Origin of the sequence: Pantoea cypripedii, assembly GCF_002095535.1 — a bacterium.
GTDB classification, from domain to species: Bacteria; Pseudomonadota; Gammaproteobacteria; order Enterobacterales; family Enterobacteriaceae; genus Pantoea; species Pantoea cypripedii.
The window spans coordinates 4,280,424-4,303,987 of sequence record NZ_MLJI01000001.1; the positions used below are offsets into that span (position 1 = coordinate 4,280,424).

18 protein-coding genes are annotated in these 23,564 nt (G+C 54.5%); 9 read left to right on the forward strand and 9 right to left on the reverse strand.

Translation table 11 applies throughout. The annotated features are described in order from the left end of the window. Window positions 1-148: 148 nt before the first annotated feature. The 4 genes from argH to argC all read right to left on the reverse strand — a co-directional run bounded on the left by argH (window position 149) and on the right by argC (window position 4,637). A complete protein-coding gene (argH, locus tag HA50_RS20040) occupies window positions 149-1,522 on the reverse strand; it encodes an argininosuccinate lyase (RefSeq protein WP_084877833.1) in 1,374 nt (457 codons plus the stop codon). Between the two features lie 73 nt (window positions 1,523-1,595). Beyond that, window positions 1,596-2,813 carry an argininosuccinate synthase gene (locus HA50_RS20045; protein ID WP_084877836.1) on the reverse strand — a complete coding sequence of 406 codons (1,218 nt, stop codon included), beginning with the start codon at window positions 2,811-2,813 and terminating at the stop codon, window positions 1,596-1,598. Window positions 2,814-2,837: 24 nt separating this feature from the next. Then, window positions 2,838-3,614, reverse strand: coding sequence for an acetylglutamate kinase (gene argB / locus HA50_RS20050; protein WP_084877838.1), 777 nt, complete (start codon window positions 3,612-3,614; stop codon window positions 2,838-2,840). Window positions 3,615-3,632: 18 nt separating this feature from the next. Next, the gene (gene argC / locus HA50_RS20055; RefSeq protein WP_084877840.1) at window positions 3,633-4,637 is read right to left on the reverse strand and encodes an N-acetyl-gamma-glutamyl-phosphate reductase; all 1,005 of its coding nucleotides are present in this window, start codon (window positions 4,635-4,637) and stop codon (window positions 3,633-3,635) included. Between the two features lie 168 nt (window positions 4,638-4,805). Here argC and argE point away from each other — a divergent pair, with 168 nt between their 5' ends. Both argE and ppc read left to right on the forward strand, forming a co-directional pair. After that, on the forward strand, window positions 4,806-5,954 hold the full coding sequence (argE, locus tag HA50_RS20060; protein ID WP_084877842.1) for an acetylornithine deacetylase: 1,149 nt from the start codon (window positions 4,806-4,808) through the stop codon (window positions 5,952-5,954). Between the two features lie 244 nt (window positions 5,955-6,198). Further along, entirely contained in the window at window positions 6,199-8,850 is a 2,652-nt protein-coding gene (gene ppc / locus HA50_RS20065) for a phosphoenolpyruvate carboxylase (RefSeq protein WP_084877845.1), read from the forward strand. 101 nt (window positions 8,851-8,951) lie between these two features. On the opposite strand, the gene HA50_RS20070 is transcribed toward ppc, so the two are convergent. From HA50_RS20070 to metB, 4 genes are all read right to left on the reverse strand, one after another. Next, window positions 8,952-10,061, reverse strand: a complete 1,110-nt coding sequence (locus HA50_RS20070; RefSeq protein ID WP_208617302.1) for a YdcF family protein — start codon at window positions 10,059-10,061, stop codon at window positions 8,952-8,954. Window positions 10,062-10,640: 579 nt separating this feature from the next. After that, window positions 10,641-11,537, reverse strand: a complete 897-nt coding sequence (gene metF, locus HA50_RS20075) for a methylenetetrahydrofolate reductase (protein WP_084877850.1) — start codon at window positions 11,535-11,537, stop codon at window positions 10,641-10,643. Window positions 11,538-11,754: 217 nt separating this feature from the next. Then, window positions 11,755-14,190, reverse strand: coding sequence for a bifunctional aspartate kinase/homoserine dehydrogenase II (locus tag HA50_RS20080; RefSeq protein WP_084877852.1), 2,436 nt, complete (start codon window positions 14,188-14,190; stop codon window positions 11,755-11,757). Between the two features lie 2 nt (window positions 14,191-14,192). Then, window positions 14,193-15,353 carry a cystathionine gamma-synthase gene (gene metB, locus HA50_RS20085; RefSeq protein ID WP_084877855.1) on the reverse strand — a complete coding sequence of 387 codons (1,161 nt, stop codon included), beginning with the start codon at window positions 15,351-15,353 and terminating at the stop codon, window positions 14,193-14,195. Between the two features lie 279 nt (window positions 15,354-15,632). On the opposite strand from metB, the gene metJ reads away from it, so the two are divergent. Next, window positions 15,633-15,950, forward strand: coding sequence for a met regulon transcriptional regulator MetJ (metJ, locus tag HA50_RS20090; RefSeq protein ID WP_013510984.1), 318 nt, complete (start codon window positions 15,633-15,635; stop codon window positions 15,948-15,950). 78 nt (window positions 15,951-16,028) lie between these two features. On the opposite strand, the gene rpmE is transcribed toward metJ, so the two are convergent. Further along, window positions 16,029-16,244, reverse strand: a complete 216-nt coding sequence (gene rpmE, locus HA50_RS20095) for a 50S ribosomal protein L31 (RefSeq protein WP_084877857.1) — start codon at window positions 16,242-16,244, stop codon at window positions 16,029-16,031. Window positions 16,245-16,458: 214 nt separating this feature from the next. Between rpmE and priA the strand changes: the two genes are divergently transcribed. From priA to rraA, 6 genes are all read left to right on the forward strand, one after another. Next, complete coding sequence (gene priA / locus HA50_RS20100; RefSeq protein ID WP_084877859.1) at window positions 16,459-18,657, forward strand: primosomal protein N'; 2,199 nt, start codon at window positions 16,459-16,461, stop codon at window positions 18,655-18,657. Between the two features lie 166 nt (window positions 18,658-18,823). Continuing rightward, window positions 18,824-19,861 carry a DNA-binding transcriptional regulator CytR gene (gene cytR / locus HA50_RS20105; RefSeq protein ID WP_084877861.1) on the forward strand — a complete coding sequence of 346 codons (1,038 nt, stop codon included), beginning with the start codon at window positions 18,824-18,826 and terminating at the stop codon, window positions 19,859-19,861. A gap of 148 nt (window positions 19,862-20,009) precedes the next feature. Beyond that, on the forward strand, window positions 20,010-20,891 hold the full coding sequence (gene ftsN / locus HA50_RS20110) for a cell division protein FtsN (RefSeq protein WP_084877863.1): 882 nt from the start codon (window positions 20,010-20,012) through the stop codon (window positions 20,889-20,891). A 141-nt stretch (window positions 20,892-21,032) separates the two neighbouring features. Next, window positions 21,033-21,563 (forward strand): ATP-dependent protease subunit HslV, encoded by a 531-nt coding sequence (hslV, locus tag HA50_RS20115; protein ID WP_084877866.1) that lies wholly within the window; start codon window positions 21,033-21,035, stop codon window positions 21,561-21,563. Between the two features lie 11 nt (window positions 21,564-21,574). Further along, window positions 21,575-22,906 carry an HslU--HslV peptidase ATPase subunit gene (hslU, locus tag HA50_RS20120; RefSeq protein ID WP_084877868.1) on the forward strand — a complete coding sequence of 444 codons (1,332 nt, stop codon included), beginning with the start codon at window positions 21,575-21,577 and terminating at the stop codon, window positions 22,904-22,906. A gap of 153 nt (window positions 22,907-23,059) precedes the next feature. Next, complete coding sequence (gene rraA / locus HA50_RS20125) at window positions 23,060-23,545, forward strand: ribonuclease E activity regulator RraA (RefSeq protein ID WP_084877871.1); 486 nt, start codon at window positions 23,060-23,062, stop codon at window positions 23,543-23,545. Window positions 23,546-23,564 lie beyond the last annotated feature (19 nt).

Here is a 23,564-nt window from a genome sequence, read left to right on the forward strand (position 1 = left end):
GGCTGAGAAGACGGAGCAACACCTGCAATCAGTCTGATAAATCACTGTGTTGGCCGGGAGTGCCAGCCCTTTGATGATGTGCCTATAAAATAATGAAATTCCGAAGCTAGAGGTTGGCGGGCTATCCATAGCCCGCTTTTTTTTGGCCTTAGCTCAGGCGTTGTTGCGCTTCCTGAATCGCCAGCGCCACCTGCTGTGGTGCCACACCGCCACGGGCGTTACGCTTATCCAGGCAGGATTGCAGCGACAGAATCGGATAAACATCCTCCTCAATCACCGCACTGAACTGCTTCAGTTGCGCCAGGCTTAACGCTTCCAGCGCCACGCCCTGTTTAATCGCTTCTACCACCGCTTCACCGACGATATGGTGCGCTTCACGGAACGGCACGCCTTTAGCAACCAGATAATCCGCCAGTTCAGTGGAGTTCGCATAGCCCTGCTCCGCCGCTTCCTGGCAACGTGGACGTTTTACCTGAATACCGTCCAACACCAGTACCGACATATGCAGACAATCCAGCCAGGTGTCGAGCGCATCGAACAAGCCTTCTTTGTCTTCCTGCATATCTTTGTTGTAGGCCAGCGGCAGGCCTTTCAGCGTCATCATCATGCCGGTCAATGCGCCCTGCACACGGCCACATTTGCCGCGAATCAGCTCCAGCGCATCCGGGTTTTTCTTCTGCGGCATCAGTGAGGAACCGGACGTCACTTTGTCCGACAGCTCCACAAAGCCCGCTTCGCCGGTGTTGAAGAAAATCATGTCTTCAGCAAAGCGTGACAAATGCACCATACCGATGGATGCATCAGACAGCAGCTCCAGCACGTGGTCGCGGTCAGAAACGGTATCGAGGCTGTTGCGGGTGGCAGAAGCAAAACCTAACCACCCTGCCAGCTGCTGGCGATCGATTTCGTAAGCGGTACCGGCCAGTGCACCACAACCCAACGGGCTGACGTCAAGACGCTTCAGGGTGTCCTGTAAACGGCTTTCATCACGCGCCAGCATTTCAACATAGGCAAGGCACCAGTGGGCAAAAGTTACCGGCTGGGCGCGTTGCAGGTGGGTATAACCCGGCATCACCGCGTCCTGATTCGCTTCAGCCGTCGCCACCAGCGCTTTCTGCAGCTCACGCGTCGCGTCCAGCAGCACCGCAACCTGCTCTTTGCACCACAGTTTCAAATCGGTGGCGACCTGATCATTACGGCTACGGCCAGTGTGCAGCTTTTTACCCAGCGCCCCGACTTTATCAATCAGTTTGCCTTCCACCCAGCTGTGGATGTCTTCGGCATCGCTCTGCAGAATCTGCTGCGGATTGGCGCGCACTTCGGCCAGCAGCGCCTGTAACGCCGCCTCCAGCTGCTGCTGTTCGTCGCTGCTCAGGACATTGACCGTGACCAGCGCTTTTGACCAGGCGACAGAACCGATGATGTCCTGCTCCGCCAGGCGATAGTCGAAACGCAGCGAGTCATTGAATTGTTTGAACCGTTGGTCTGCTGCCTGGGTAAAGCGTCCACCCCAAAGTGCCATCTGAATACTCCTGAATGCTGTTAAACAAAGGGCGGCCCGAAGCCGCCCTTGTGAATGTGTCGTTCGCGCGGAATTACTTTTTCTGCTCGTTCAGCGCACGGATGCGTGAAGAGAGCGAGAACAGACGGATAAAGCCGCCCGCGTGACGGTGATCGTACACTTCGTCTTCGCCGAAGGTCGCAAACTCTTCCGAGTACAGGCTGTTAGCGGATTTCTTCTGAATTGCGGTAGCCTGGCCTTTGTACAGCTGCAGTACCACTTCGCCGTTAACCAGCTCCGCCAGCGACTCGGCAGCTGCCTGGATAGACTGACGCAGCGGCGCAAACCAGCGACCGTCATACACCACGTATGACATTTCCTGGCCCAGCTGCTCACGCCATTTGAAGCTGTCACGGTCCAGAACCAGCTGCTCAACCGCACGCAGGGCGTTGACCATAATGGTGCCCCCTGGGGTTTCATAGCAACCACGGGATTTGATCCCCACCAGACGGTTTTCCACGATGTCGATACGGCCTACGCCGTGCTTCGCACCCAGCACATTCAGTTTTTCCAGACAGGCGAACGGGCTGAGCTTCTCGCCATTCACCGCCACCACGCGACCTTTTTCTACGGTCACGGTGACGTTTTCCGGCTGATCCGGCGCTTCCAGCGGATCGACGGTCCACACCCAGCAATCTTTGTTCGGTGCGTTCCACGGGCTTTCCAGCACGCCACCTTCGGTGGAGATGTGCCATGCGTTCTCGTCACGGCTGTAGATTTTTTCCAGCGACGCGGTGGTCGGGATGTTGCGCTCTTTCAGGTAGTCGAGCAGCGCTTCACGTGAACGCAGGTTCCATTCACGCCATGGAGCCACCACTTTCAGCTGCGGTGCCAGCGCGGTATAGGTGGTTTCAAAACGCACCTGGTCGTTACCTTTACCGGTCGCGCCGTGACACAGGGCATCGGCACCCACTTTCAGTGCCAGCTCAACCTGCGCTTTGGCGATAATCGGACGCGCCATGGAAGTACCCAGCAGGTAGGTGCCTTCGTACAGCGCACCGGTCTGCAGTACCGGGTAAACATATTCGCTGATGAATTCTTCACGCAGGTCAACCACGTGGCACTCAGAGGCACCTGATTGTAGTGCTTTCTTCTCAACGCCATCCAGATCGGCAGGGTCCTGGCCGATATTTGCCACGAAGGCCACCACTTCACAGCCGCCGTAGTTCTCTTTCAGCCATGGAATGATGGCAGACGTATCAAGGCCGCCAGAGTAAGCCAGAACAATTTTTTTGATGCCTTGCGTTTGCATTTCGTAATCCTTGAATCAGTGTCGTTAAGCGAGAATCCGGGTGCCAATCGACACGCCGTTGAAAAGGGTTGGCAGCTGTTCAGCATGACGCCAGCTGGCAATATCCACCGGGCGACCCAGGGTACGTGCCGCATCCAGCGCTGCGTTAACTTTAACGATCATGCCATCGGTAATGATGCCCTGAGCAATCAGCTGCTCGGCTTTTGCTGCGGTCATTTCCGCGATGCGCTGACCTTTGCCATCCAGAATGCCGCTGACATCAGACAACAGTACCAGATCCGCACCAATGGTTGCTGCCAGCGCTGTCGCCGCCTGGTCCGCGTTGACGTTCATCAGCTCACCCGCGTCGGTGATACCGATGGAGCTGATCACCGGCATATAGCCTGCGCCCAGCAGCGTGTTCACCAGCATCGGGTTACCTGGCGTCGCGTTACCCACATGGCCCAGTTCTTCGTCGAACTGCGCAACATTCACCAGGCCAGCATCACCCAGGCATAAACCTACTGCATTGATGCCATATTTCTTCGCCCAGGCCAGCAGAGTTTTGTTGGCCGTGCCTGCCAGGGCACCAGTAATAATGTCAATCTGATCGGCTGGCGTCACGCGCAAACCGTTCTTCTTTTTCACCGGCAGCGCGAGCTTCTTCATCAGCTCATCCACCAGGCAGCCGCCGCCATGCACGATGATCAGCGGACGCTGATATTCGGTGCGGTACGCCAGCAGTGCATCAAACAGACGGGCCAGCGCTTCTTCGCTGTCCAGCAGGACGCCACCCAGTTTAATAATCAGAGGATTGGTCATGGTTTACTTACTCGCCCGTTAAATCAGAGACAGCGTTTCGGGGAAGCCGAAACGGATATTCAGACACTGCACCGCCTGGGAAGAGGCACCTTTCAGCAGGTTGTCTTCAGCGGCAACCACAATCAGGTGCTCACCCTGCACGGCAAAACCGATATCGCAGAATGGCAGGCCGACCACGCCTTTCAGCGCCGGAACACCTTTCTTATAGAGACGCACCAGCGGTTTGTCATGGTAGGCGTTGTGGAAGGCTTCCGCCACATCCTGTTCACTCACGCCAGGCTTCAGGCGGCAGGTAATGGTGGCGAGAATGCCGCGCGGGAAATTGCCCAGATGCGGCGTAAAGATTACCGGCGTGCCGAGGTGGGCAACAATTTCCGGATGATGACGATGATTGAAGATGCCATACGGTTGCAGGCTGACTTCGCAGAAGCTGGTGGTGACGCTGGCTTTGCGTCCGGCACCGCTCACGCCACTGGTGGCATTGATCACCGGCCACTGCGCTTCATTGAGCAGGCCTGCTTCCACCAATGGTTTCAGCGCCAGCTGTGAGGCGGTCGGATAGCAACCCGGCACCGCCACCAGCTGTGCTTCTTTAATTTTTTCGTGCTGCCATTCAGCCAGGCCGTAAACCGCTTTATCCAGCCAGTCGCCGTGCTGATGGGTGAAACCGTAATATTGGGTATAGAAAGCATCGTCGTTAACGCGGAACGCACCGGAGAGATCGAAGACCACGCAACCCGCTTTCAGGAATTCCGGTGCCAGATCGTGGCTGACTTCATGCGCCGTGGCGAGGAAAACCACATCGACTTTATCCGCCCATTCCGCCGCATCACTCAGCGGCTGCAACGGCAGGTCGACAATCCCTTTCAGCTGAGGATGCAGATCGGACAGTAACTTTCCGGCATCCGGGCTTTGCGCTGAAACCGCTAAAGCGGTTATGTTCATATGCGGATGGCGATTCAGGTAGGTGGCAAGCTCTACGCCAGCATAACCACTGGCACCAACGATCAGCGTATTCAACATCAGGCTGTATACCTTATTACAGTCACACGTTCCGGGTCGCGGCCTTGCCCCGTTGCCCACGATGCCGTTTGCAGAAAATTTACTGTTCACATGCAGACGACGTTAATGTATTTTTATTCACTATTAATGCATGAATATTGATACATCCTAACCCAAGGACCGTCAACAGTGAAGACAAAATTACCACCTTTTATCGAACTCTACCGCCAGCTGATTGCCACACCGTCGATCAGTGCCACTGACGCCGCACTCGATCAGAGCAATGAAACTTTAATCAATTTGCTGGCAGGCTGGTTTCGCGATCTTGGTTTCACTACCGAGGTGCAACCGGTACCGGGTACGCGGCATAAATTTAACCTGCTGGCGAAGACGGGATCGGGCGCGGGTGGCCTGTTACTGGCGGGGCACACCGATACCGTTCCGTTCGATGATGGCCGCTGGACGCGCGATCCTTTTACCCTGACTGAGCACGACAACAAGTTATACGGTTTAGGCACCGCAGATATGAAAGGCTTCTTTGCCTTTATTCTGGATGCACTGCGTGACGTTGACGTGACCAAACTGAGCAAACCGCTCTACATCCTCGCGACCGCCGATGAAGAAACCACCATGGCAGGGGCGAAGTATTTTGCCGAATCCACCCAGCTGCGTCCGGATTGCGCCATCATCGGCGAGCCGACGTCACTGAAGCCAGTGCGCGCGCACAAAGGCCATCTCTCGAATGTGATTCGTATTCAGGGACAATCGGGCCACTCCAGTGACCCATCACGCGGTGTGAACGCGATTGAATTGATGCATGAGTCGATCACCCAGCTGATGCAGCTGCGTAATACGCTGAAAACGCGTTACAACCATGATGGTTTTGCCATCCCCTACCCGACCATGAACTTCGGCCATATTCATGGTGGTGATGCCGCCAACCGCATTTGCGCCTGCTGTGAACTGCATATGGATATTCGTCCGCTGCCGGGCCTGACGCTGAGCGATCTGGATGGTCTGCTGAATGAAGCGCTGGCCCCGGTGAGCGAACGCTGGCCAGGCCGGTTGACCGTGGGTGAGCTGCATCCGCCGATTCCGGGTTATGAATGTCCGGTGGATCATGAGCTGGTGAAAGTGGTGGAGAAATTGCTGGGCACACCAACCGAAGTGGTGAACTATTGCACCGAAGCGCCGTTTATTCAGCAATTGTGCCCCACCCTGGTGTTAGGCCCAGGTTCCATCAACCAGGCCCATCAGCCGGATGAATTTATTGATACGGCATTTATTAAACCAACCCATGCGCTTATCACGCAGGTTGTGCATCATTTTTGTCACTGATGAATAATCGATGGGGCATTTCACTGTTTAATCAGCAAAATGCCCCGTCAATGTTCGGGATTTGATAATAAGAATAACTTATCTCGCTTCACTCTCGTTAAATTCTTTGAATTTCCATCATTTAGCAGCGAAATTTCGTCAGTTTAAGGCAATTGACGAACAGAGCGATACGTGGCTAGATAAAAGACGAAGTTATGCCCGTTGGGTATATAGATTAAAAAGACGATAAGGGTGTCAGGGTCACATGAACGAACAATATTCCGCAATGCGAAGTAATGTCAGTATGCTCGGCAAACTGCTCGGGGATACGATAAAGGATGCACTGGGAGAGAACATCCTCGATCGGGTGGAGACCATCCGCAAACTCTCTAAGTCATCTCGTGCAGGAAATGACACTCATCGTAAGGAACTGCTGTCCACACTGCAAAATCTGTCCAATGACGAGCTGCTCCCCGTAGCGCGTGCATTTAGTCAGTTCCTGAATCTCACCAACGTGGCTGAGCAGTATCAGACCATTGCGCGTAGTGGCGACGGTGCGAATAACCCGGAGCTACTGAAAACCACCTTTGATCGTCTGAAACAACAGAAAGACCTCAACGAAAACGATATCCGCGCGGCAATTGAATCGCTTTCGCTGGAGCTGGTGCTCACGGCGCACCCGACTGAAATTACCCGCCGTACACTGATCCATAAACTGGTTGAAGTGAACAGCTGCCTGCAACAACTCGACCACAGCGATATCACCGGGTATGAGTACAACCAGGTGATGCGCCGTCTGCGCCAGCTGGTTGCTCAGGCCTGGCACACCGACGAAATCCGTAAATACCGTCCGACCCCGGTCGATGAAGCCAAATGGGGCTTTGCCGTGGTGGAAAACAGCCTGTGGGAAGGCGTACCGGCGTTTCTGCGTGAGCTGAATGAGCAGGTGGAAGAAACCTTTGGTATGCAGTTGCCGGTGGATTTTGTCCCGGTGCAATTTACGTCATGGATGGGCGGCGACCGCGACGGTAACCCGAACGTCACTGCTAAGGTGACGCGCCAGGCGATGCAGCTGGGTCGCTGGAAAGCCGCCGATTTGTTCCTGCGCGATATCGGCGTGCTGATTTCTGAGCTGTCGATGTCCGAATGCAGTGACGAAGTGCGTGAACTGTGTGGCGACCCGGAAGCGCTGGAACCTTATCGCATGATTCTGAAGCGCATCCGCAGCCAGTTGATGTCCACACAAGCCTATATGGAGCATCGTCTGAAAGGCGAGCGTCTGCCGCGCCCGGCCGATTTACTGGTCTCCAACGATCAGCTGTGGCTGCCGCTGTATGCCATCTATCAGTCGCTGCAACAATGCGGCATGGGCATCATTGCCAATGGTCAGTTGCTGGATACGCTGCGCCGCGTGAAATGTTTTGGTGTGCCGCTGGTGCGTATCGATCTGCGTCAGGAGAGCACCCGTCATACTGAGGCGCTGGCAGAAGTAACTCGCTATCTCGGCCTCGGTGATTACGAAAGCTGGTCAGAAGCTGATAAACAAGCCTTCCTGATCCGTGAACTGAATTCCAAACGTCCGCTGTTGCCACGCCAGTGGGAGCCGAGCGACAACACCCGCGAAGTGCTGGATACCTGCAAAGTGGCAGCAGAAGCTCCGCAAGGTTCGATTGCCGCCTACGTGATTTCGATGGCGAAGATGCCTTCCGACGTGCTGGCAGTGCATCTGCTGCTGAAAGAAGCGGGCATTCCCTACGCCATGCCGGTGGCACCGCTGTTTGAAACCCTCGACGACCTGAACAACGCCAACGACGTGATGAGTCAGCTGTTGAGCATCGACTGGTATCGCGGCTTTATTCAGGGCAAGCAGATGGTGATGATTGGCTACTCTGACTCGGCGAAAGATGCTGGCGTGATGGCTGCCAGCTGGGCGCAGTACCAGGCGCAGGATGCCCTGATCAAGACCTGTGAGAAAGCCGGTATCGCCCTGACGCTGTTCCACGGACGTGGCGGCTCCATCGGGCGTGGCGGTGCACCGGCGCACGCAGCGTTGCTGTCACAGCCACCGGGCAGCCTGAAAGGCGGCCTGCGCGTCACCGAGCAGGGTGAGATGATTCGCTTCAAATACGGCCTGCCGGAAGTGACGATTGCCAGCCTGTCGTTGTACACCGGGGCGATTCTCGAAGCCAACCTGATGCCGCCACCGGAGCCGAAAAGCGAATGGTGCGACATCATGGACGGTCTGTCGGCCCACTCCTGTGCGATGTACCGTGGCTATGTGCGTGAGAATCCTGATTTCGTACCCTATTTCCGCTCGGCTACGCCGGAGCAGGAACTGGGTAAACTGCCGCTCGGCTCACGTCCGGCGAAACGCCGTGCCAGCGGTGGTGTCGAATCACTGCGTGCTATCCCATGGATTTTTGCCTGGACGCAGAACCGTTTGATGCTGCCCGCCTGGCTGGGTGCAGGTGCCGCGATTCAGAAAGCGATGGAACAAGGCCACCAGGATCAGCTGGAGACAATGTGCCGCGACTGGCCATTCTTCTCTACCCGTCTCGGCATGCTGGAGATGGTGTTCTCGAAAGCCGACCTGTGGCTGGCGGAATACTACGATCAGCGCCTGGTCGATAAATCCCTGTGGCCGCTGGGCCAGCAGCTGCGCGATCAGCTGGATGCGGATATCAAAGCGGTGCTGACTATCGCTAACGATGCGCATCTGATGGCAGATCAACCGTGGATTGCTGAATCCATTGCCTTGCGTAACGTCTACACTGACCCGCTTAACGTGTTGCAGGCTGAACTGCTGCACCGTTCACGTGCGCAGGAAGAACGCGGAGACGAACCGGATGCGCGGGTAGAACAGGCGCTGATGGTCACCATCGCGGGTGTTGCGGCGGGAATGCGTAATACCGGTTAAGTCCTCATGTCCTGTTGAGGACAAAAAATGCGCGGCGAGTGTTGCAAAACGCCCGTCGCGCATGACATTTGAATATCGTTTTTATTTCAACGCGTTAATTTTTATACACTCCCCCTTGTAAACGTCATCTCCAGCGGGTTAAACAACCCACGGAAAAACTGGTCTACTATCCTGATATTATTTTTATCTTCCATGGTGTGATTATTATTTTTCAGGCGAGAAATCATCTCCGCAGATATGGACTCCATGGCATCAATGACGCTTTTATATTTTTCAACCACCTCTGTATCTTTTTTCTTTAATCCTTTTGCCATTGTCTGGATAGTATCTACCGCGCTATCAAAGAACGAGTCCGGATAGAGCTGTGCATCAGCAGGCAAATAATCAGTATTCATAAGATAATGCAGTGTGGTCGAGAACTCGCGTAAAATCGCCAATTTATCAGGTATGGTGATATATGCACCCTTTTCGCTAAAGGGGAATGACTCGATTTGATAACTATCTACTGCAATATCCAGTTGCTTTGCATACGTGTAAGTCTGACGAAAAACCGCTGCCGGTGTTCCGGCGATAATAATTGTCACTTTGTCTTCAGCCTGAATTTGATCATTCAGAATCCCCGCCACGTTGATGGCATTCTGACCACTGTTAGTGGACCAGGGATCAACGAGTATTTTTTCCTCCGCAACGCCATTGCTCATCAGAATATCTTTGAATCTGTCCGCTTCAGTTTGATTAGTAGAGATAGTATGGCGATCAGTTGTGCCATGCCCACCAAAACCACTCGTGATAATTTTCAGATGTGCGCAATTTTTAACCCGTTGAGCGATAAAAGATACATAGGTTTCATCATTATTACCGTTTAATACGAGGTAATTTCCCGGTTTGTCATGCTGCTCCAGCCATTGTTTTTCAGACATCTCCTGTGATGTATTCAGGCTGACATTTTTGTTAGTTATCTGTAACGAGAGAGGTTGGGTCAACGTGCGCAGCTCATCGTCAGCGACCTGCGTTAAGAGATCTTTTATTTTATTAATCTCATCAGAAATCGCTTTATTTTCAACTGGAGAATCCTGAAGATGTCTTCCTTCCTGGATGAGGTTCTTCATGGTTTTTGCGGTCTGTAAATCAGCAATATGCATTCCGCTGTTAAATGTGTGATGCAGCTCTTTGCCACTAGATATAAGGAAAGAACCTGGAAATTGCTGCATCCGGTGTTCTTTGGGGGTCTGAGGCGGGGTTTTATTTCTCTGTTTGGTTATATTTGACTCCATCGTGATTGACGTGTTTTTCCTCTGAGTGATGTTTTTAATAAATATTGACTGGCTTTTAGTATGATCAATATCATTAAGGTATAGGCTTGGTACGCAAGTGCAAGTTGGAACTCTGGTCAAAGTCAAAATTAAATCCTCACTAACAATTATCATTTATTTTTAATAAGTAATAATAAACACAGCTATCGCCATTTATTTCCAGACTATCGCCTCCTGATTTTAAATTAACTAGCTTTTACAATAAGCGTTCGATTTTCAACAATGAAGGAGGATAAAAATGAAATCATAAATTAATCATCAACTGAATTACGTCAGATGAATTTTATGGCTTATTTTTTAATGATGGATTAAGAATGTTTCTGAAGAGTAATTACGTGAGGCGCAGGGGTGATTATCTTAATAAAATAAGTGTTCACCTGATTTTTCATCAGTCCGGCATCAATGATAAAAGGTGGATAACGGATTTTATCCATATAAAAAAGGGCCGTAGCCCTTTCTTTCATACAATATGTTATATCAGACTGCAATTCCCGGACGCACACCCAGCGTGTGGCAAATCGCGTAACTCATTTCGGCACGGTTCAGGGTGTAGAAGTGAAAATCTTTCACCCCTTCCCGCGACAGAATCTTCACCATATCCATCGCGATATTGGCACCCACCATCTTGCGGGTTTCCGGATCATCATCCAGACCGGCAAACATCGCATTCATCCAGCCAGGAACACGTACGTTGGTCATGGTGGCAAAGCGCTGCAACTGTTTGAAATTAGACACCGGCAGAATACCCGGCACGATTTCCACATCAATACCGGTCGCCACACAACGATCGCGGAAGCGCAGATAGCTTTCGACATCAAAGAAGAACTGGGTAATGGCGCGGTTAGCACCGGCATCAATCTTACGCTTCAGGTTGATCAGGTCTGCCTGCGCGCTTTTGGCCTCCGGGTGGACTTCCGGATAAGCCGCCACGGAGATATCGAAATCGCCCACTTCTTTCAGCAGCTCAACCAGGTCAGAACCGTACATCTCCGGCTTGCCCGCACCCGGCGGTAAATCGCCACGCAGCGCCACAATATGACGAATGCCGCTATCCCAGTAATCGCGAGCGATAGTGCGCAGTTCATCGCGGGTCGCGTCAATGCAGGTCAGATGTGGGGCGGCTTCCAGGCCGGTACGCTCTTTAATGCCTTTGATGATGCTATGGGTACGGTCACGCTCGCCGGAATTCGCACCATAGGTGACCGAGACAAATTTCGGCTTCAGGCTGCTGAGGCGGTCGATAGAGTTCCACAGGGTTTCTTCCATTTCGGGGGTCCCGGGCGGGAAAAACTCAAAGGAGACATTAATTTGCCCGTTCAACTCAGCCAGGCTTTGATTCAGCGCTTCGCGCTGATTGGCATGAAAGAAACTCATCCTGTTACCTCATCTTCACACATCGATTATTTGCGGCCTGCGAACATCCATACGTTTAGACGTCCAGATGCACAAAATGAACGATCCGCAGCGTAGCGTCAACTGAAAATTAATGAACAGGAGTGACAAATATTCAACCAACATGAAAGAGTTTCATGATCGAGGGCGGGAAGATGAAAAAAGCAGACGACAGGGAGTCGTCTGCTGGGAAGACAGATTACAGCAGCTGCGCGAGGCGATTGATATCCGACTGAATCGCCCCGGCGGTGACATCACGTCCGGCCCCTGGCCCGCGGATCACCAACGGGTTGTCACGATACCAGCGGCTTTCGATAGCGAACACATTGTCGCATGGCAGCAACGCCGCCAGCGGATGCTCAGGGCGCACCGCTTCCACACCCACGCGAGCCTTACCATTGGCATCGAAGCGCGCCACGTAGCGCAGCACCAGCCCCATCTCCTGTGCCGCTTCCAGCCGCTGGAGCATCTGATCATTCAGTTCCTCTGCGTTTTCAAAGAAGTGGTCGATCGATTCACCTTTACAGCTGGAGGGCACCAGCGACTCCACCCGCACCTGATCCGGCTCGATGTTGTAGCCCGCTTCTCGCGCCAGAATCACCAGCTTACGCATCACGTCCTGGCCCGAAAGGTCAACCCGCGGATCAGGCTCTGTCAGCCCCTGCTGCCATGCCTGATCCACCAATTCGGTGAACGGCACCGTGCCATCAAATTGCAGGAACAGCCACGAGAGCGTACCGGAAAAAATTCCGCTGATGGCCAGGATCGAATCCCCGCTCTCCCGCAAATCACGCACCGTATGGTTAACCGGCAGGCCCGCACCCACGGTGGCGTTGTACAACCAATGGCGACCGGTTTTGGTAAAGGCATCGCGAATCTGCCGCCAGCTCTGACTATTCGACGCGCCAGCCACCTTGTTAGCGCTGATGACATGAAAACCGTGGCTGGCGAAATCCAGATACTGCTGCGCGAGCGGCTCACTGGCGGTGACATCCAGCACCACCAAATCATCGAACGGGTGCGCACGCATCCACAGGAACAGCGACTCTTCATCGCGCTCCTCGGCTTCATCATCAAAGAACGCCAGTGCACGGCTGGCCTCAAGTCCGTCATAGCTCAGCAGGCTACGGCGGCTGTCCGCCACACCTGCCAGAATGAACTCAAACCCGGTGCGCGCCGACAACGTCTCCTGCTCGCGTGCGAACAGCTCCAGCCAGCGTGAACCAATGTTGCCTTTACCGAACAACATCAGGCCAATACGTTTTTCTGCACGAAACAGCGACTGATGCAGCCCCTGAATCAAATGCTGAGTCGGACCGACACGCAGCACCGCTACGATGCTGATGTGATCCTCAGACTGCCAGACAAATTCGACTGGCTGGTCTTTGATTTGTTGCCAGAAACGGTGGCTGTGCAGCGGGTTGCGCGTCACGCCTGCCCCTACCAGCGCCACCAGTGCTAAACCATCTCGCAGTTGCAGATGACCCGGCAATGCGGCGTCCTGCAACAGGTTAAAGGCGCTATTCACCACTTCTGAGGTGTAGCACAACTGCAGAAGCTGGCGATCCGGGTGTGTCCCAACCGCCAGCGGTCGCAGCTGAGCGCGCTTGAGCAGCAGGTCAATCTCTTTGTTGAGAATGCCGAAGTCGTGGCTGTCAGGGATTTGAATCTCAATCAGGCAGACATCATCGTGACTGGTGACAATACGTGCCCCGGTGCCCGAAGCCAGTACGCGCTCAATACGCGTGGAGCCCTGCTCCGGCTGATAACTGCAGCGCAGTTGCAGATCGATATCGCTGTTCGATACTGGTTGCAGGGTGCGGGTATGCAGCACCGGCGCAGCAAGACGTGCCAGCTCGCTGGCTTCATCCAGACGCAGTAACGGCAGCAGACAGGCATCGGAGACTTTACGCGGGTCCGCACTATAAACCCCGGCGACGTCGCTCCAGATAGTCACGCGTCCGACACCGGCCAGCGCACCAATCTGCGTGGCAGAATAGTCAGAACCGTTACGGCCCAGCAAAACGGTTTCACCCGCCTCATTACGGCTGATAAATCCGGTCACCACCAGGCGCTTATGCGGATGCTGCGTCAGCAGCGCCTGTAACAGCGGCCAGGATTTTCCTTCATCAACCTGTGGCTGTGCAGCACGTTCGGCGCGCAGGAAATCGCGTGCATCGAGCCAAACCGCTTCAATATCACGCTGGCTCAACACCGCCGCCATCAGACGTGCCGACCAGATCTCACCATGCCCGACCACTTCGGCGTAAACCGCATCAGTAATGGTGCCATCCAGCAGTGCCGCCAGTTTTTCCAGATCGCGGATAAAGGTGGTGGTGAGGGTTTCTGCGGTTTCAGCAGGCAGCAGCGCAGCAATCAGCTCACTGTGGAAACGCCGTAACGCCTGTTGCACCTGATGCGCAGACAACCGATCGCTTTGGCTCAGCTTGAGCCAGCTAATCAGCTGGTTGGTGGTGCTGCCTGCGGCAGAGACCACCATCATATCGCCCGGCTGGCTGTAATCCGCCATAATAGTGGCTACGCGCTGATAGCAACGCGCATCGGCCAGGCTACTGCCACCAAATTTATGCAACTGCTTACTGGTCGGCGTTCCCGCGCCTGCTGAAATCGTCATGGTTACCCCTCGGCTGCGATCCTGAATGCATTATCCAGATCGGCGATTAAATCTTCGTGATCTTCAATTCCGACAGAAATGCGGAGCAACGTTTCAGAAATTCCCGCTGCTGCGCGCGCTTCGGCAGACATGCCGGCATGCGTCATGGTCGCGGTATGCGAAATCAGGCTCTCAACACCGCCCAGCGACTCCGCCAGCGTAAACAGCTGTAACGCCTTCAGAAAACGGCGCAACCGGTTTTCGTCGGCGTCCAGTTCGAAACTTAACATGGCACCAAAACCGCGCTGTTGACGTACCGCATACTCGTGACCGGCATTTTCCGGCAGGGAGGGATGATACAGTTTTTTTACCAGCGGTTGTTGCTTTAGGTAATCAACAATGGCCAGTGCATTACGCTGTGCCGCCGCCATACGCGGTGCCAGGGTACGCAGGCCGCGCAGCAGCAGGTAACTATCAAAAGCAGCACCGGTTACGCCGATATTATTGGCCCACCAGGCGAGCTCAGTCACCAGCGCCGGATCTTTAGCAATCACCACACCCGCTACCACATCGGAGTGACCATTGAGGTATTTGGTACAGGAATGCAGCACCAGATCAGCCCCCAGCGCCAGCGGGTTTTGCAGTGCCGGGCTGAGGAAGGTGTTATCCACTACGCTGATGGCACCGGCCTCACGCGCAGCCTGACAAATCGCGGCAATATCCACCACGCGTAATAAAGGATTGCTTGGGCTTTCGACCAGCACCAGTTTTGGTTTCTCCGCCAGTGCAGCCTGCAATGCCGCTTTATCGCCCTGATCGACAAATTTCACCCGGTACGCGCCGCGTTTGCTCAGGCTGTCGAACAGACGATAGCTGCCGCCGTAGCAGTCATGCGGAGCCACCAGCAAGTCGCCCGGCTTCAGGAACACCGTGGTCACCAGATGAATCGCGGACATGCCGGTATTGGTTAATACCGCGCCTGCGCCACCTTCCAGCTCTGCCAACGCACGCTGCACCACATCACGCGTTGGATTACCGCGGCGGGAATAATCGTGAGCGCGAGGCTCATTGAAGTCGAGAAAGTTATAGGTGCTGGAGAGGTGAATCGGCGGGACAACGCAGCCATATTGCTCGTCATCATTCAAACCGCTGCGCACTGCGATGGTTGCCTGTTTACGCGTCATGGTGCTTACTGTTCCTGAAGAGTAAAAAGAAGAGGCCACAGGATAGCATTCCAAGAATGGACGTCAATACATCTGGACATCTAAATGTCTTTGCGTATAGATTGAGCAAAGCATCAATACCCGCTAAAATTACGCGTCATCGCCTGGTGTTCAAAACGCACTTTCCTCGGGAAAGTGATGTTTAAGCATAAAACCTGCATTTTAAGGGGTCAGGCACCAAAAAATCGGGCATAATCAACGGATTTCCCCACTTTCCACTTTTATTGATTAAGGTAACCCATGGCTGAATGGAACGGCGAATATATCAGCCCTTACGCTGAGCACGGTAAGAAGAGCGAGCAGGTCAAAAAGATTACGGTTTCTATCCCGCTGAAAGTGCTGAAGATTTTGACGGATGAGCGTACCCGCCGTCAGGTGAACAACCTGCGTCATGCCACTAACAGTGAGCTGCTGTGCGAAGCCTTCCTGCATGCTTTCACCGGCCAGCCTCTGCCGGACGACGTTGATCTGCGTAAAGAACGTAGTGATGAGATCCCGGAAGAAGCGAAAAAGATCATGCGTGAGATGGGCATCAATCCCGATACCTGGGAATACTGAAGCCAGAAACAAAAAAACCCAGCCGAAGCTGGGTTTTTTCTTGTAGCCGACTCCCGTAAGAGCCGACGACAAATAATCTTATTTCTTGCTGGTCGGCAGGCTGAAACGCTTGTTGAAGCGATCAACACGGCCACCGGTGTCAACAACACGCTGCTTACCAGTGTAGAAAGGGTGGCAGTTGCCGCACACGTCCAGGTTCAGGTCGTGGCTCATGGTAGAGCGAGTGTGGATCACGTTACCGCAAGAGCAAGTGATGGTCACTGCTTCGTATTTCGGGTGAATACCTTGTTTCATGGGAGAACCTCATAAAAGGCCGTGTCGCTCTCCGTGCCAGGTTAAACCTGCACAGCACCACACGCGGTTGAACAATATGTGTATGCTTTGACGAGCGTTTCTCATCAAAGGCGGCGCGCAGTATACAGAAAATGACCGCTTTTGGCAAGATATCCGCTTGCCGCGCCAGCGTGTACACTACTTCTCCTTATTACAGAACCGGATAGAGATTGTCATGCCCGTTGTTCAGGTTGCCCTGCCCGTCCCGCTGCCTCGCCTGTTTGACTACCTGCTGCCTGCCGATGCACCGCAGCCGGTTGCAGGCGTGCGCGTCAGCGTGCCGTTCGGCAACCGTAAAATGGTGGGCATCGTCGTCGGAGTGCGTGAAACCAGCGATTTGCCGCTGACACAGCTGAAGCAGATTGATGAGATACTCGATAGTAGCAGCCTCTACTCTCCCGCACTGTGGCGCATTTTACAGTGGGCGGCGCAGTATTATCATTCACCGCTGGGTGAAGTGCTGAACCATGCCATACCGGTGTTGTTGCGCCAGGGCAAGCCTGCCCAGGAAGCACCGCTGTGGCAATGGGTGATTAATGATGCCGGACGCGAAGTGGCGTTAGAAAGCCTGAAGCGCGCACGCAAGCAGCAGCAGGCGCTGGCCGCACTGCGACAGCAGCCACTTTATCGTCATCAGGTCAGCGACCATGATCTCACCGATGCCGCTTTACAGGCGTTACGCGCCAAAGGCTTGTGCGATTTGCGTGAACACGCTGCGCAGGTACATGACTGGCGCGACACGTTCGCTGTTAAGGGTGAGAGGCTACGCCTTAATACCGATCAGGCGATGGCGGTGGGTGCCATTCGCAGCGAAGACGATCGCTACGCCGCCTGGCTGCTGGCCGGTATCACCGGTTCGGGCAAAACCGAGGTCTATCTCAGCGTGCTGGAAAATGTGCTGGCGCGAGGAAAACAGGCGCTGGTACTGGTGCCGGAAATCGGTCTGACGCCACAAACCATTGCCCGCTTTCGTGAACGCTTCCATGCACCGATAGATGTGCTGCATTCAGCCCTCAATGACAGCGAACGCCTCGCGGTCTGGCTGCGGGCGCGCAGTGGCGAAACCGCGATTGTGATTGGTACCCGTTCGGCGCTGTTTACCCCGCTGGCGCGTCCCGGCGTGATCATTATTGATGAAGAACACGACAGCTCCTACAAACAGCAGGAAGGCTGGCGTTATCAGGCGCGCGATCTGGCGGTGTTTCGCGCCCATGAGGAAGATATTCCGATTGTCATGGGTTCCGCCACGCCGGCACTGGAAACGCTGCACAATGTGCGCAATGGCAAATATCGCCAGCTCAATCTCACCAAACGCGCCGGTAATGCCAAACCGGCATTGCAGCAATTAGTTGATCTCAAAGGACAACAGTTGAAAGGAGGGCTGGCACCGGCGCTGCTGGGCAAAATGCGTCAGCATTTACAGGCGAATAACCAGGTACTGCTGTTCCTGAATCGACGCGGTTTTTCGCCTGCTCTGATGTGCCATGACTGCGGTTGGCTGGCCGAGTGCCAGCGCTGCGATCGTTATTACACCCTGCACCAGCATCACCGTCAGCTGCGCTGCCATCATTGCGATAGCCAGCGCCCTTTGCCCCATCAGTGTCCGCAATGTGGTTCTACCCACCTGATGCCGGTCGGTGTCGGCACGGAACAGCTGGAGCAACAGCTCGGCACCCTTTTCCCTGGCGTGCCGGTCTCACGTATCGACCGCGATACCACCAGCCGCAAAGGCGCGCTGGAGCAGCATCTGGCGGATGTCCATCGCGGCGGGGCGCGCATTCTGGTGGGGACGCAGATGCTGGCAAAAGGTCACCATTTCCCCGACGTCACCCTGGTTTCATTATTAGATGTCGATGGCGCGTTGTTTTCGGCCGATTTCCGTGCCGCCGAGCGTTTCGCCCAGCTCTATACTCAGGTCGCAGGGCGCGCGGGCCGTGCGGGCAAGCAAGGCGAAGTGTTGTTGCAGACTCACCACCCCGAACATCCATTGCTGCAAACCTTGCTGCATCGCGGTTATTTCGCATTTGCCGAGCAGGCGCTGCTGGAGCGTCAGTCGGTACATCTACCGCCGTGGACCAGTCACGCGCTGTTTCGCGCGGAAGATATGGATAATCAGCAGGCAGCCGAATTTCTCAGCCAGTTAAGAAACTTACTGGAGGCCAGCCCGCTGAAAGATCAGTCGTTATGGCTGATGGGGCCAGTTCCGGCGCTGCAACCCAAGCGCAGCGGGCGCTGGCGTTGGCAGCTGCTGCTGCAACATCCATCGCGCAAACGTCTGCAACAATTGCTCAGCAGCTCGCTGACTCTGGTTGCCACGCTACCCGCTTCACGTAAGGTCAAATGGACGCTGGATATCGACCCGACCGAGAGCTAACGTGCGCCACATCTGCGAGCCGGATCGAAAAAAGTCGCACAAGTCACAATTTTTATGCAAATTAAGTAACAACACCGCCCGGGGTTCGGTTAACAATAGTGCCGACCCGGCAGATGCCCGGCTTTCGACAGAAATTCAACACGCCGAACTGCGTCAGGAGTAAACGTTGGACCAGAAGCAACCCTCATCCGCCGCCACGATGAAAGATGTGGCAGAGAAAGCTGGCGTTTCGACCGCCACGGTTTCTCGTGCGCTGATGAATCCGGAAAAAGTCTCGGCTGCCACCCGGCAGAAAGTGGAACAGGCAGTGATTGCCGTCGGTTACTCCCCCCATGGCCTGGCTCGCAATGCCAAACGTGGCGAGACGCAAACCATCCTGGTGATTGTGCCCGACATCTGTGATCCTTTTTTCAGCGAAATCATCCGTGGCGTGGAAGTGACCGCCGCCCAGGAAGGTTATCTGGTGTTGATTGGCGATTGCGCGCATCAGAATCAGCAGGAAAAAACCTTTCTCAATCTGATGCTGACACGCCAGATCGACGGCATGGTGCTGCTCGGTTCGCAGCTGCCCTTTGAGGCTGGCGTGGAAGATCAGCGCAACCTGCCACCGATGGTGATGGGTAACGAATTCGCACCGGAAATGGCGCTCCCCACGGTACATATCGATAACCTGACCGCCGCTTTTGAAGCAGTGAACCATTTGCTGCAACTCGGTCATCGTCAGATCGCCTGTATTACCGGCCCTGAACATATTCCACTGTGCCAGTATCGTTTGCAGGGCTACATTCAGGCGCTGCGCCGTAGCAGCTTGCCGGTCGATCCCACGCTGATTGTGCATGGCGATTTTACCTTCGAAGCCGGAGCCAACGCGTTAAAGCAACTGATGAGCCTGCCCAATCCACCGAAAGCGTTGTTTTGTCATAGCGACCTGATGGCGCTGGGGGCCATGAATCAGGCACGCAAGCTGGGTATGCGTATTCCGCAGGACCTTTCGGTGGTAGGTTTCGATGACATCGAACTGGCGCAATATTACGATCCGCCGCTGACCACCGTCGCCCAGCCACGGTTTGATATCGGTCGGGAGGCGATGCTACTGCTGCTGGATGAGTTGCAGGGGAAACGCGTCAACAATGGCTCACGCCTGCTGGATGCGGAATTACGCGTGCGTGGAAGCACGGCCCCCGCTGCAAAACGTGAAAAATGACCACCTTTACACCGCATTTTCAGCGGATTCTGAAGGCAGACTCCGCTGGTCAAACTTCCGGCCCTTGAGTAACATGGCGAATTCCTTGCCGGGCTATTAACAGCATATTTACAGGCCCGCATTTTTTTTGAAGGGTATCAGAACGAGAGTGGCACAAAGAGATTACGTAGGCCGCGGGCGTTCAACAGGGACGCGTCGCAAAAAAAGCACAGGCCGCAGCAAGAAAAGCAAAGGCGGTTCTGGCACCTCCAAACTGATGATCGTACTGGCTGCGGCCGTACTGGTCACCTTTGCCGGTGGCTTATGGTTCATCTCCCATCATAAGAAAGAAGAGACGCCAGTGATGCCGGATCACAAAGCGGCCGGCAATGGGCTGCCGCCGAAACCGGAAGAGCGCTGGAAGTACATCAAAGAGCTGGAAAACCGCCAGCTGACCGTGCCCACCCCCACGGAACCTTCTGCCGGTGGTGGCATTCAGTCGCAAACGCAACTGACCGATGAGCAGCGCCAGCTACTGGAACAGATGCAGGCGGATATGCGCCAGCAGCCGACCCAGCTGAATGAAGTGCCGTGGAATGAACAAACTCCAGCACAGCGCCAGCAAACCCTGCAACGTCAGCAGCAGCAACAACAATTGCAGCGCCAGCAGCAGGTGCAGCAACAGCAGGTGCAGCGTCAACAGCAGGTCCAGCAACAGCAGCCACAACATCAGCAGATGCAGCAGCCAGCTCCCATTACACGTGAGCCAGAGCAGCAGACCCGGCCACAGGAAACCGTGAAAGCGAAGCCAGTTGAGAAGGCACCGTCACAGCGCTGGATGGTGCAGTGTGGTTCGTTTAAGGGAACTGACCAGGCGGAGTCCGCACGCGCGGCGTTGGCCTTCGAAGGCTTTGAAAGCCGTATCACCACCGGTGGCGGCTGGAATCGTGTGGTCATTGGCCCCTTCAAGGATCGCAGCAGCGCCGACAGCACGGTGAAACGCCTGCACAGCTCCGGCCACGGAAGCTGTATTCCCCTCGCTATCCCCTGAATAATCTGAGTTCCCCCGAGAGCCCTGGAATATGCGGGTAAATCGGGGTTGAAACTCCTGATTACTACCCCATATCAGTTTGCATGATACTCCGCGCCAGCTGCGCGGAGTCCTTTATCTACTGCAACAAGGGGTCTGCCCGTGACAACAATAGTAAGTGTACGACGCAACGGCCAGGTAGTGATTGGCGGTGATGGCCAGGCTACTCTCGGCAATACCGTAATGAAAGGCAACGTTAAAAAAGTGCGTCGTCTTTACAACGACAAAGTCATCGCCGGTTTCGCTGGCGGCACTGCAGATGCCTTCACCCTCTTCGAACTGTTCGAACGCAAGCTGGAAATGCACCAGGGACATCTGGTGAAAGCGGCTGTCGAGCTGGCTAAAGACTGGCGTACCGATCGTATGCTGCGTCGCCTCGAAGCCCTGCTGGCGGTGGCGGACGAATCCGCTTCACTGATCATCAGCGGCAACGGTGATGTCATCCAGCCAGAAAATGATCTGATTGCTATCGGTTCGGGTGGACCTTACGCCCAGGCAGCGGCACGCGCCCTGCTGGAAAATACCGATTTGGGTGCGAAAGATATCGTGGCTAAAGCGCTGAATATCGCTGGCGATATCTGCATCTACACCAACCATAATGTTAACTTTGAAGAATTACCCTCTAAGGCGTAAGGATCTGAATCATGTCTGAGATGACTCCCCGCGAGATTGTCAGCGAACTGAATCGCTTTATTATTGGCCAGGATGGCGCGAAACGTGCTGTGGCCATTGCGCTGCGTAACCGCTGGCGTCGTATGCAGCTTGACGAAGAGCTGCGCCATGAAGTCACCCCGAAAAACATCCTGATGATCGGTCCGACCGGTGTCGGTAAAACAGAGATTGCCCGTCGTCTGGCAAAACTGGCACATGCACCGTTCATCAAAGTGGAAGCCACCAAATTCACCGAGGTCGGTTACGTCGGTAAAGAAGTGGACTCCATCATTCGCGATCTGACCGATGCGGCCGTGAAAATGGTGCGCATTCAGGCGATTGAAAAAAACAAATACCGTGCAGAAGAGATGGCGGAAGACCGCATTCTCGATGCGCTCATCCCGCCAGCAAAAAATAACTGGGGCCAGCCAGAACATCCAGCTGAGCCTTCTGCCGCACGCCAGTCGTTCCGCAAAAAACTGCGTGAAGGTCAGCTGGATGATAAAGAGATTGAAATCGATCTGGCTGCCGCACCGATGGGCGTGGAAATCATGGCCCCGCCGGGCATGGAAGAGATGACCAGCCAGCTGCAGTCCATGTTCCAGAATCTGGGTGGACAGAAGCAGAAGCCGCGCAAGCTGAAAATCAAAGACGCCATGAAGCTGCTGATTGAAGAAGAAGCTGCCAAGCTGGTGAACCCGGAAGAACTGAAGCAGGACGCCATCGAAGCGGTTGAGCAACACGGTATCGTGTTTATCGATGAGATCGACAAAATCTGTAAACGCGGCCAGTCATCCGGCCCGGATGTCTCACGTGAAGGCGTACAGCGTGACCTGCTGCCGCTGGTCGAAGGTTGTACTGTCTCCACCAAACACGGCATGGTGAAAACCGATCACATCCTGTTTATCGCCTCCGGTGCATTCCAGGTCGCCAGCCCATCTGACCTGATTCCGGAATTGCAGGGTCGTCTGCCGATTCGTGTGGAACTGCAGGCGCTGACGGTGAACGACTTTGAGCGCATCCTGACTGAGCCAAATGCCTCTGTCACCGTGCAGTACAAGGCGCTGATGGCAACCGAAGGCGTGAACGTTGATTTCACTGAAGACGGTATTCGCCGCATTGCCGAAGCGGCATGGCAGGTGAACGAAACTACCGAGAACATCGGTGCACGTCGTCTGCATACGGTGCTGGAACGTCTGATGGAAGATATCTCCTACGCCGCCAGCGATCTTGATGGTGAATCAATCATCATCGACGCGGAGTATGTCGGCAAGCATCTGGATCAGTTGGTGGCCGACGAAGACCTCAGCCGCTTTATCCTGTAAGCCACTGCCACAACAACAATGCCCGGCCACTGTGCCGGGCATTTTTTTGCGCAGGATATTGATGCAGCGCTTTTTTTATAGGGTGATGATTTTGCCAACACTTGCCAGATAGCGATATACTTACCGCTCCTGTGGCAAACAGACGACATCCCTATGAAATACGATACATCTGAACTCTGCGACATCTACCATGAAGAAGTGAATGTTGTTGAACCGCTTTTTTCGAACTTTGGTGGACGCACCTCATTCGGTGGTCAGATAACCACAGTGAAATGCTTTGAAGACAACGGCCTGCTGTATGACCTGCTGGAAGAAAATGGCCGTGGTCGTGTTTTACTGGTCGATGGCGGTGGTTCTGTGCGCCGTGCACTGGTGGATGCGCAGCTGGCACGTCTGGCAGTGCAAAACGAGTGGGAAGGCATTGTGGTGTACGGCTCGGTTCGTCAGGTTGACGAACTGGAGGAGCTGGAGCTTGGTATTCAGGCCATTGCAGCCATTCCAGCCGGTGCTGCCGGGGAAGGCATTGGCGAGAGCGATGTCCGCGTCAATTTTGGTGGCGTGACCTTCTTTTCCGGCGACCATCTCTACGCTGACAATACTGGGATCATCCTGTCCGAAGACGCACTCGATATCGAGTAATCCCAGAGACGAAAACGGG

Bases quoted from the DNA above. Each gene is read 5' to 3' on its own strand.
- argH (WP_084877833.1), bottom strand. From the start codon at position 1,522: ATGGCACTTTGGGGTGGACGCTTTACCCAGGCAGCAGACCAACGGTTC.
- HA50_RS20045 (WP_084877836.1), bottom strand. From the start codon at position 2,813: ATGCAAACGCAAGGCATCAAAAAAATTGTTCTGGCTTACTCTGGCGGC.
- argB (WP_084877838.1), bottom strand. From the start codon at position 3,614: ATGACCAATCCTCTGATTATTAAACTGGGTGGCGTCCTGCTGGACAGC.
- argC (WP_084877840.1), bottom strand. From the start codon at position 4,637: ATGTTGAATACGCTGATCGTTGGTGCCAGTGGTTATGCTGGCGTAGAG.
- ppc (WP_084877845.1), top strand. From the start codon at position 6,199: ATGAACGAACAATATTCCGCAATGCGAAGTAATGTCAGTATGCTCGGC.
- HA50_RS20070 (WP_208617302.1), bottom strand. From the start codon at position 10,061: ATGCAGCAATTTCCAGGTTCTTTCCTTATATCTAGTGGCAAAGAGCTG.
- metF (WP_084877850.1), bottom strand. From the start codon at position 11,537: ATGAGTTTCTTTCATGCCAATCAGCGCGAAGCGCTGAATCAAAGCCTG.
- HA50_RS20080 (WP_084877852.1), bottom strand. From the start codon at position 14,190: ATGACGATTTCAGCAGGCGCGGGAACGCCGACCAGTAAGCAGTTGCAT.
- metB (WP_084877855.1), bottom strand. From the start codon at position 15,353: ATGACGCGTAAACAGGCAACCATCGCAGTGCGCAGCGGTTTGAATGAT.
- metJ (WP_013510984.1), top strand. From the start codon at position 15,633: ATGGCTGAATGGAACGGCGAATATATCAGCCCTTACGCTGAGCACGGT.
- rpmE (WP_084877857.1), bottom strand. From the start codon at position 16,244: ATGAAACAAGGTATTCACCCGAAATACGAAGCAGTGACCATCACTTGC.
- priA (WP_084877859.1), top strand. From the start codon at position 16,459: ATGCCCGTTGTTCAGGTTGCCCTGCCCGTCCCGCTGCCTCGCCTGTTT.
- hslU (WP_084877868.1), top strand. From the start codon at position 21,575: ATGTCTGAGATGACTCCCCGCGAGATTGTCAGCGAACTGAATCGCTTT.
- rraA (WP_084877871.1), top strand. From the start codon at position 23,060: ATGAAATACGATACATCTGAACTCTGCGACATCTACCATGAAGAAGTG.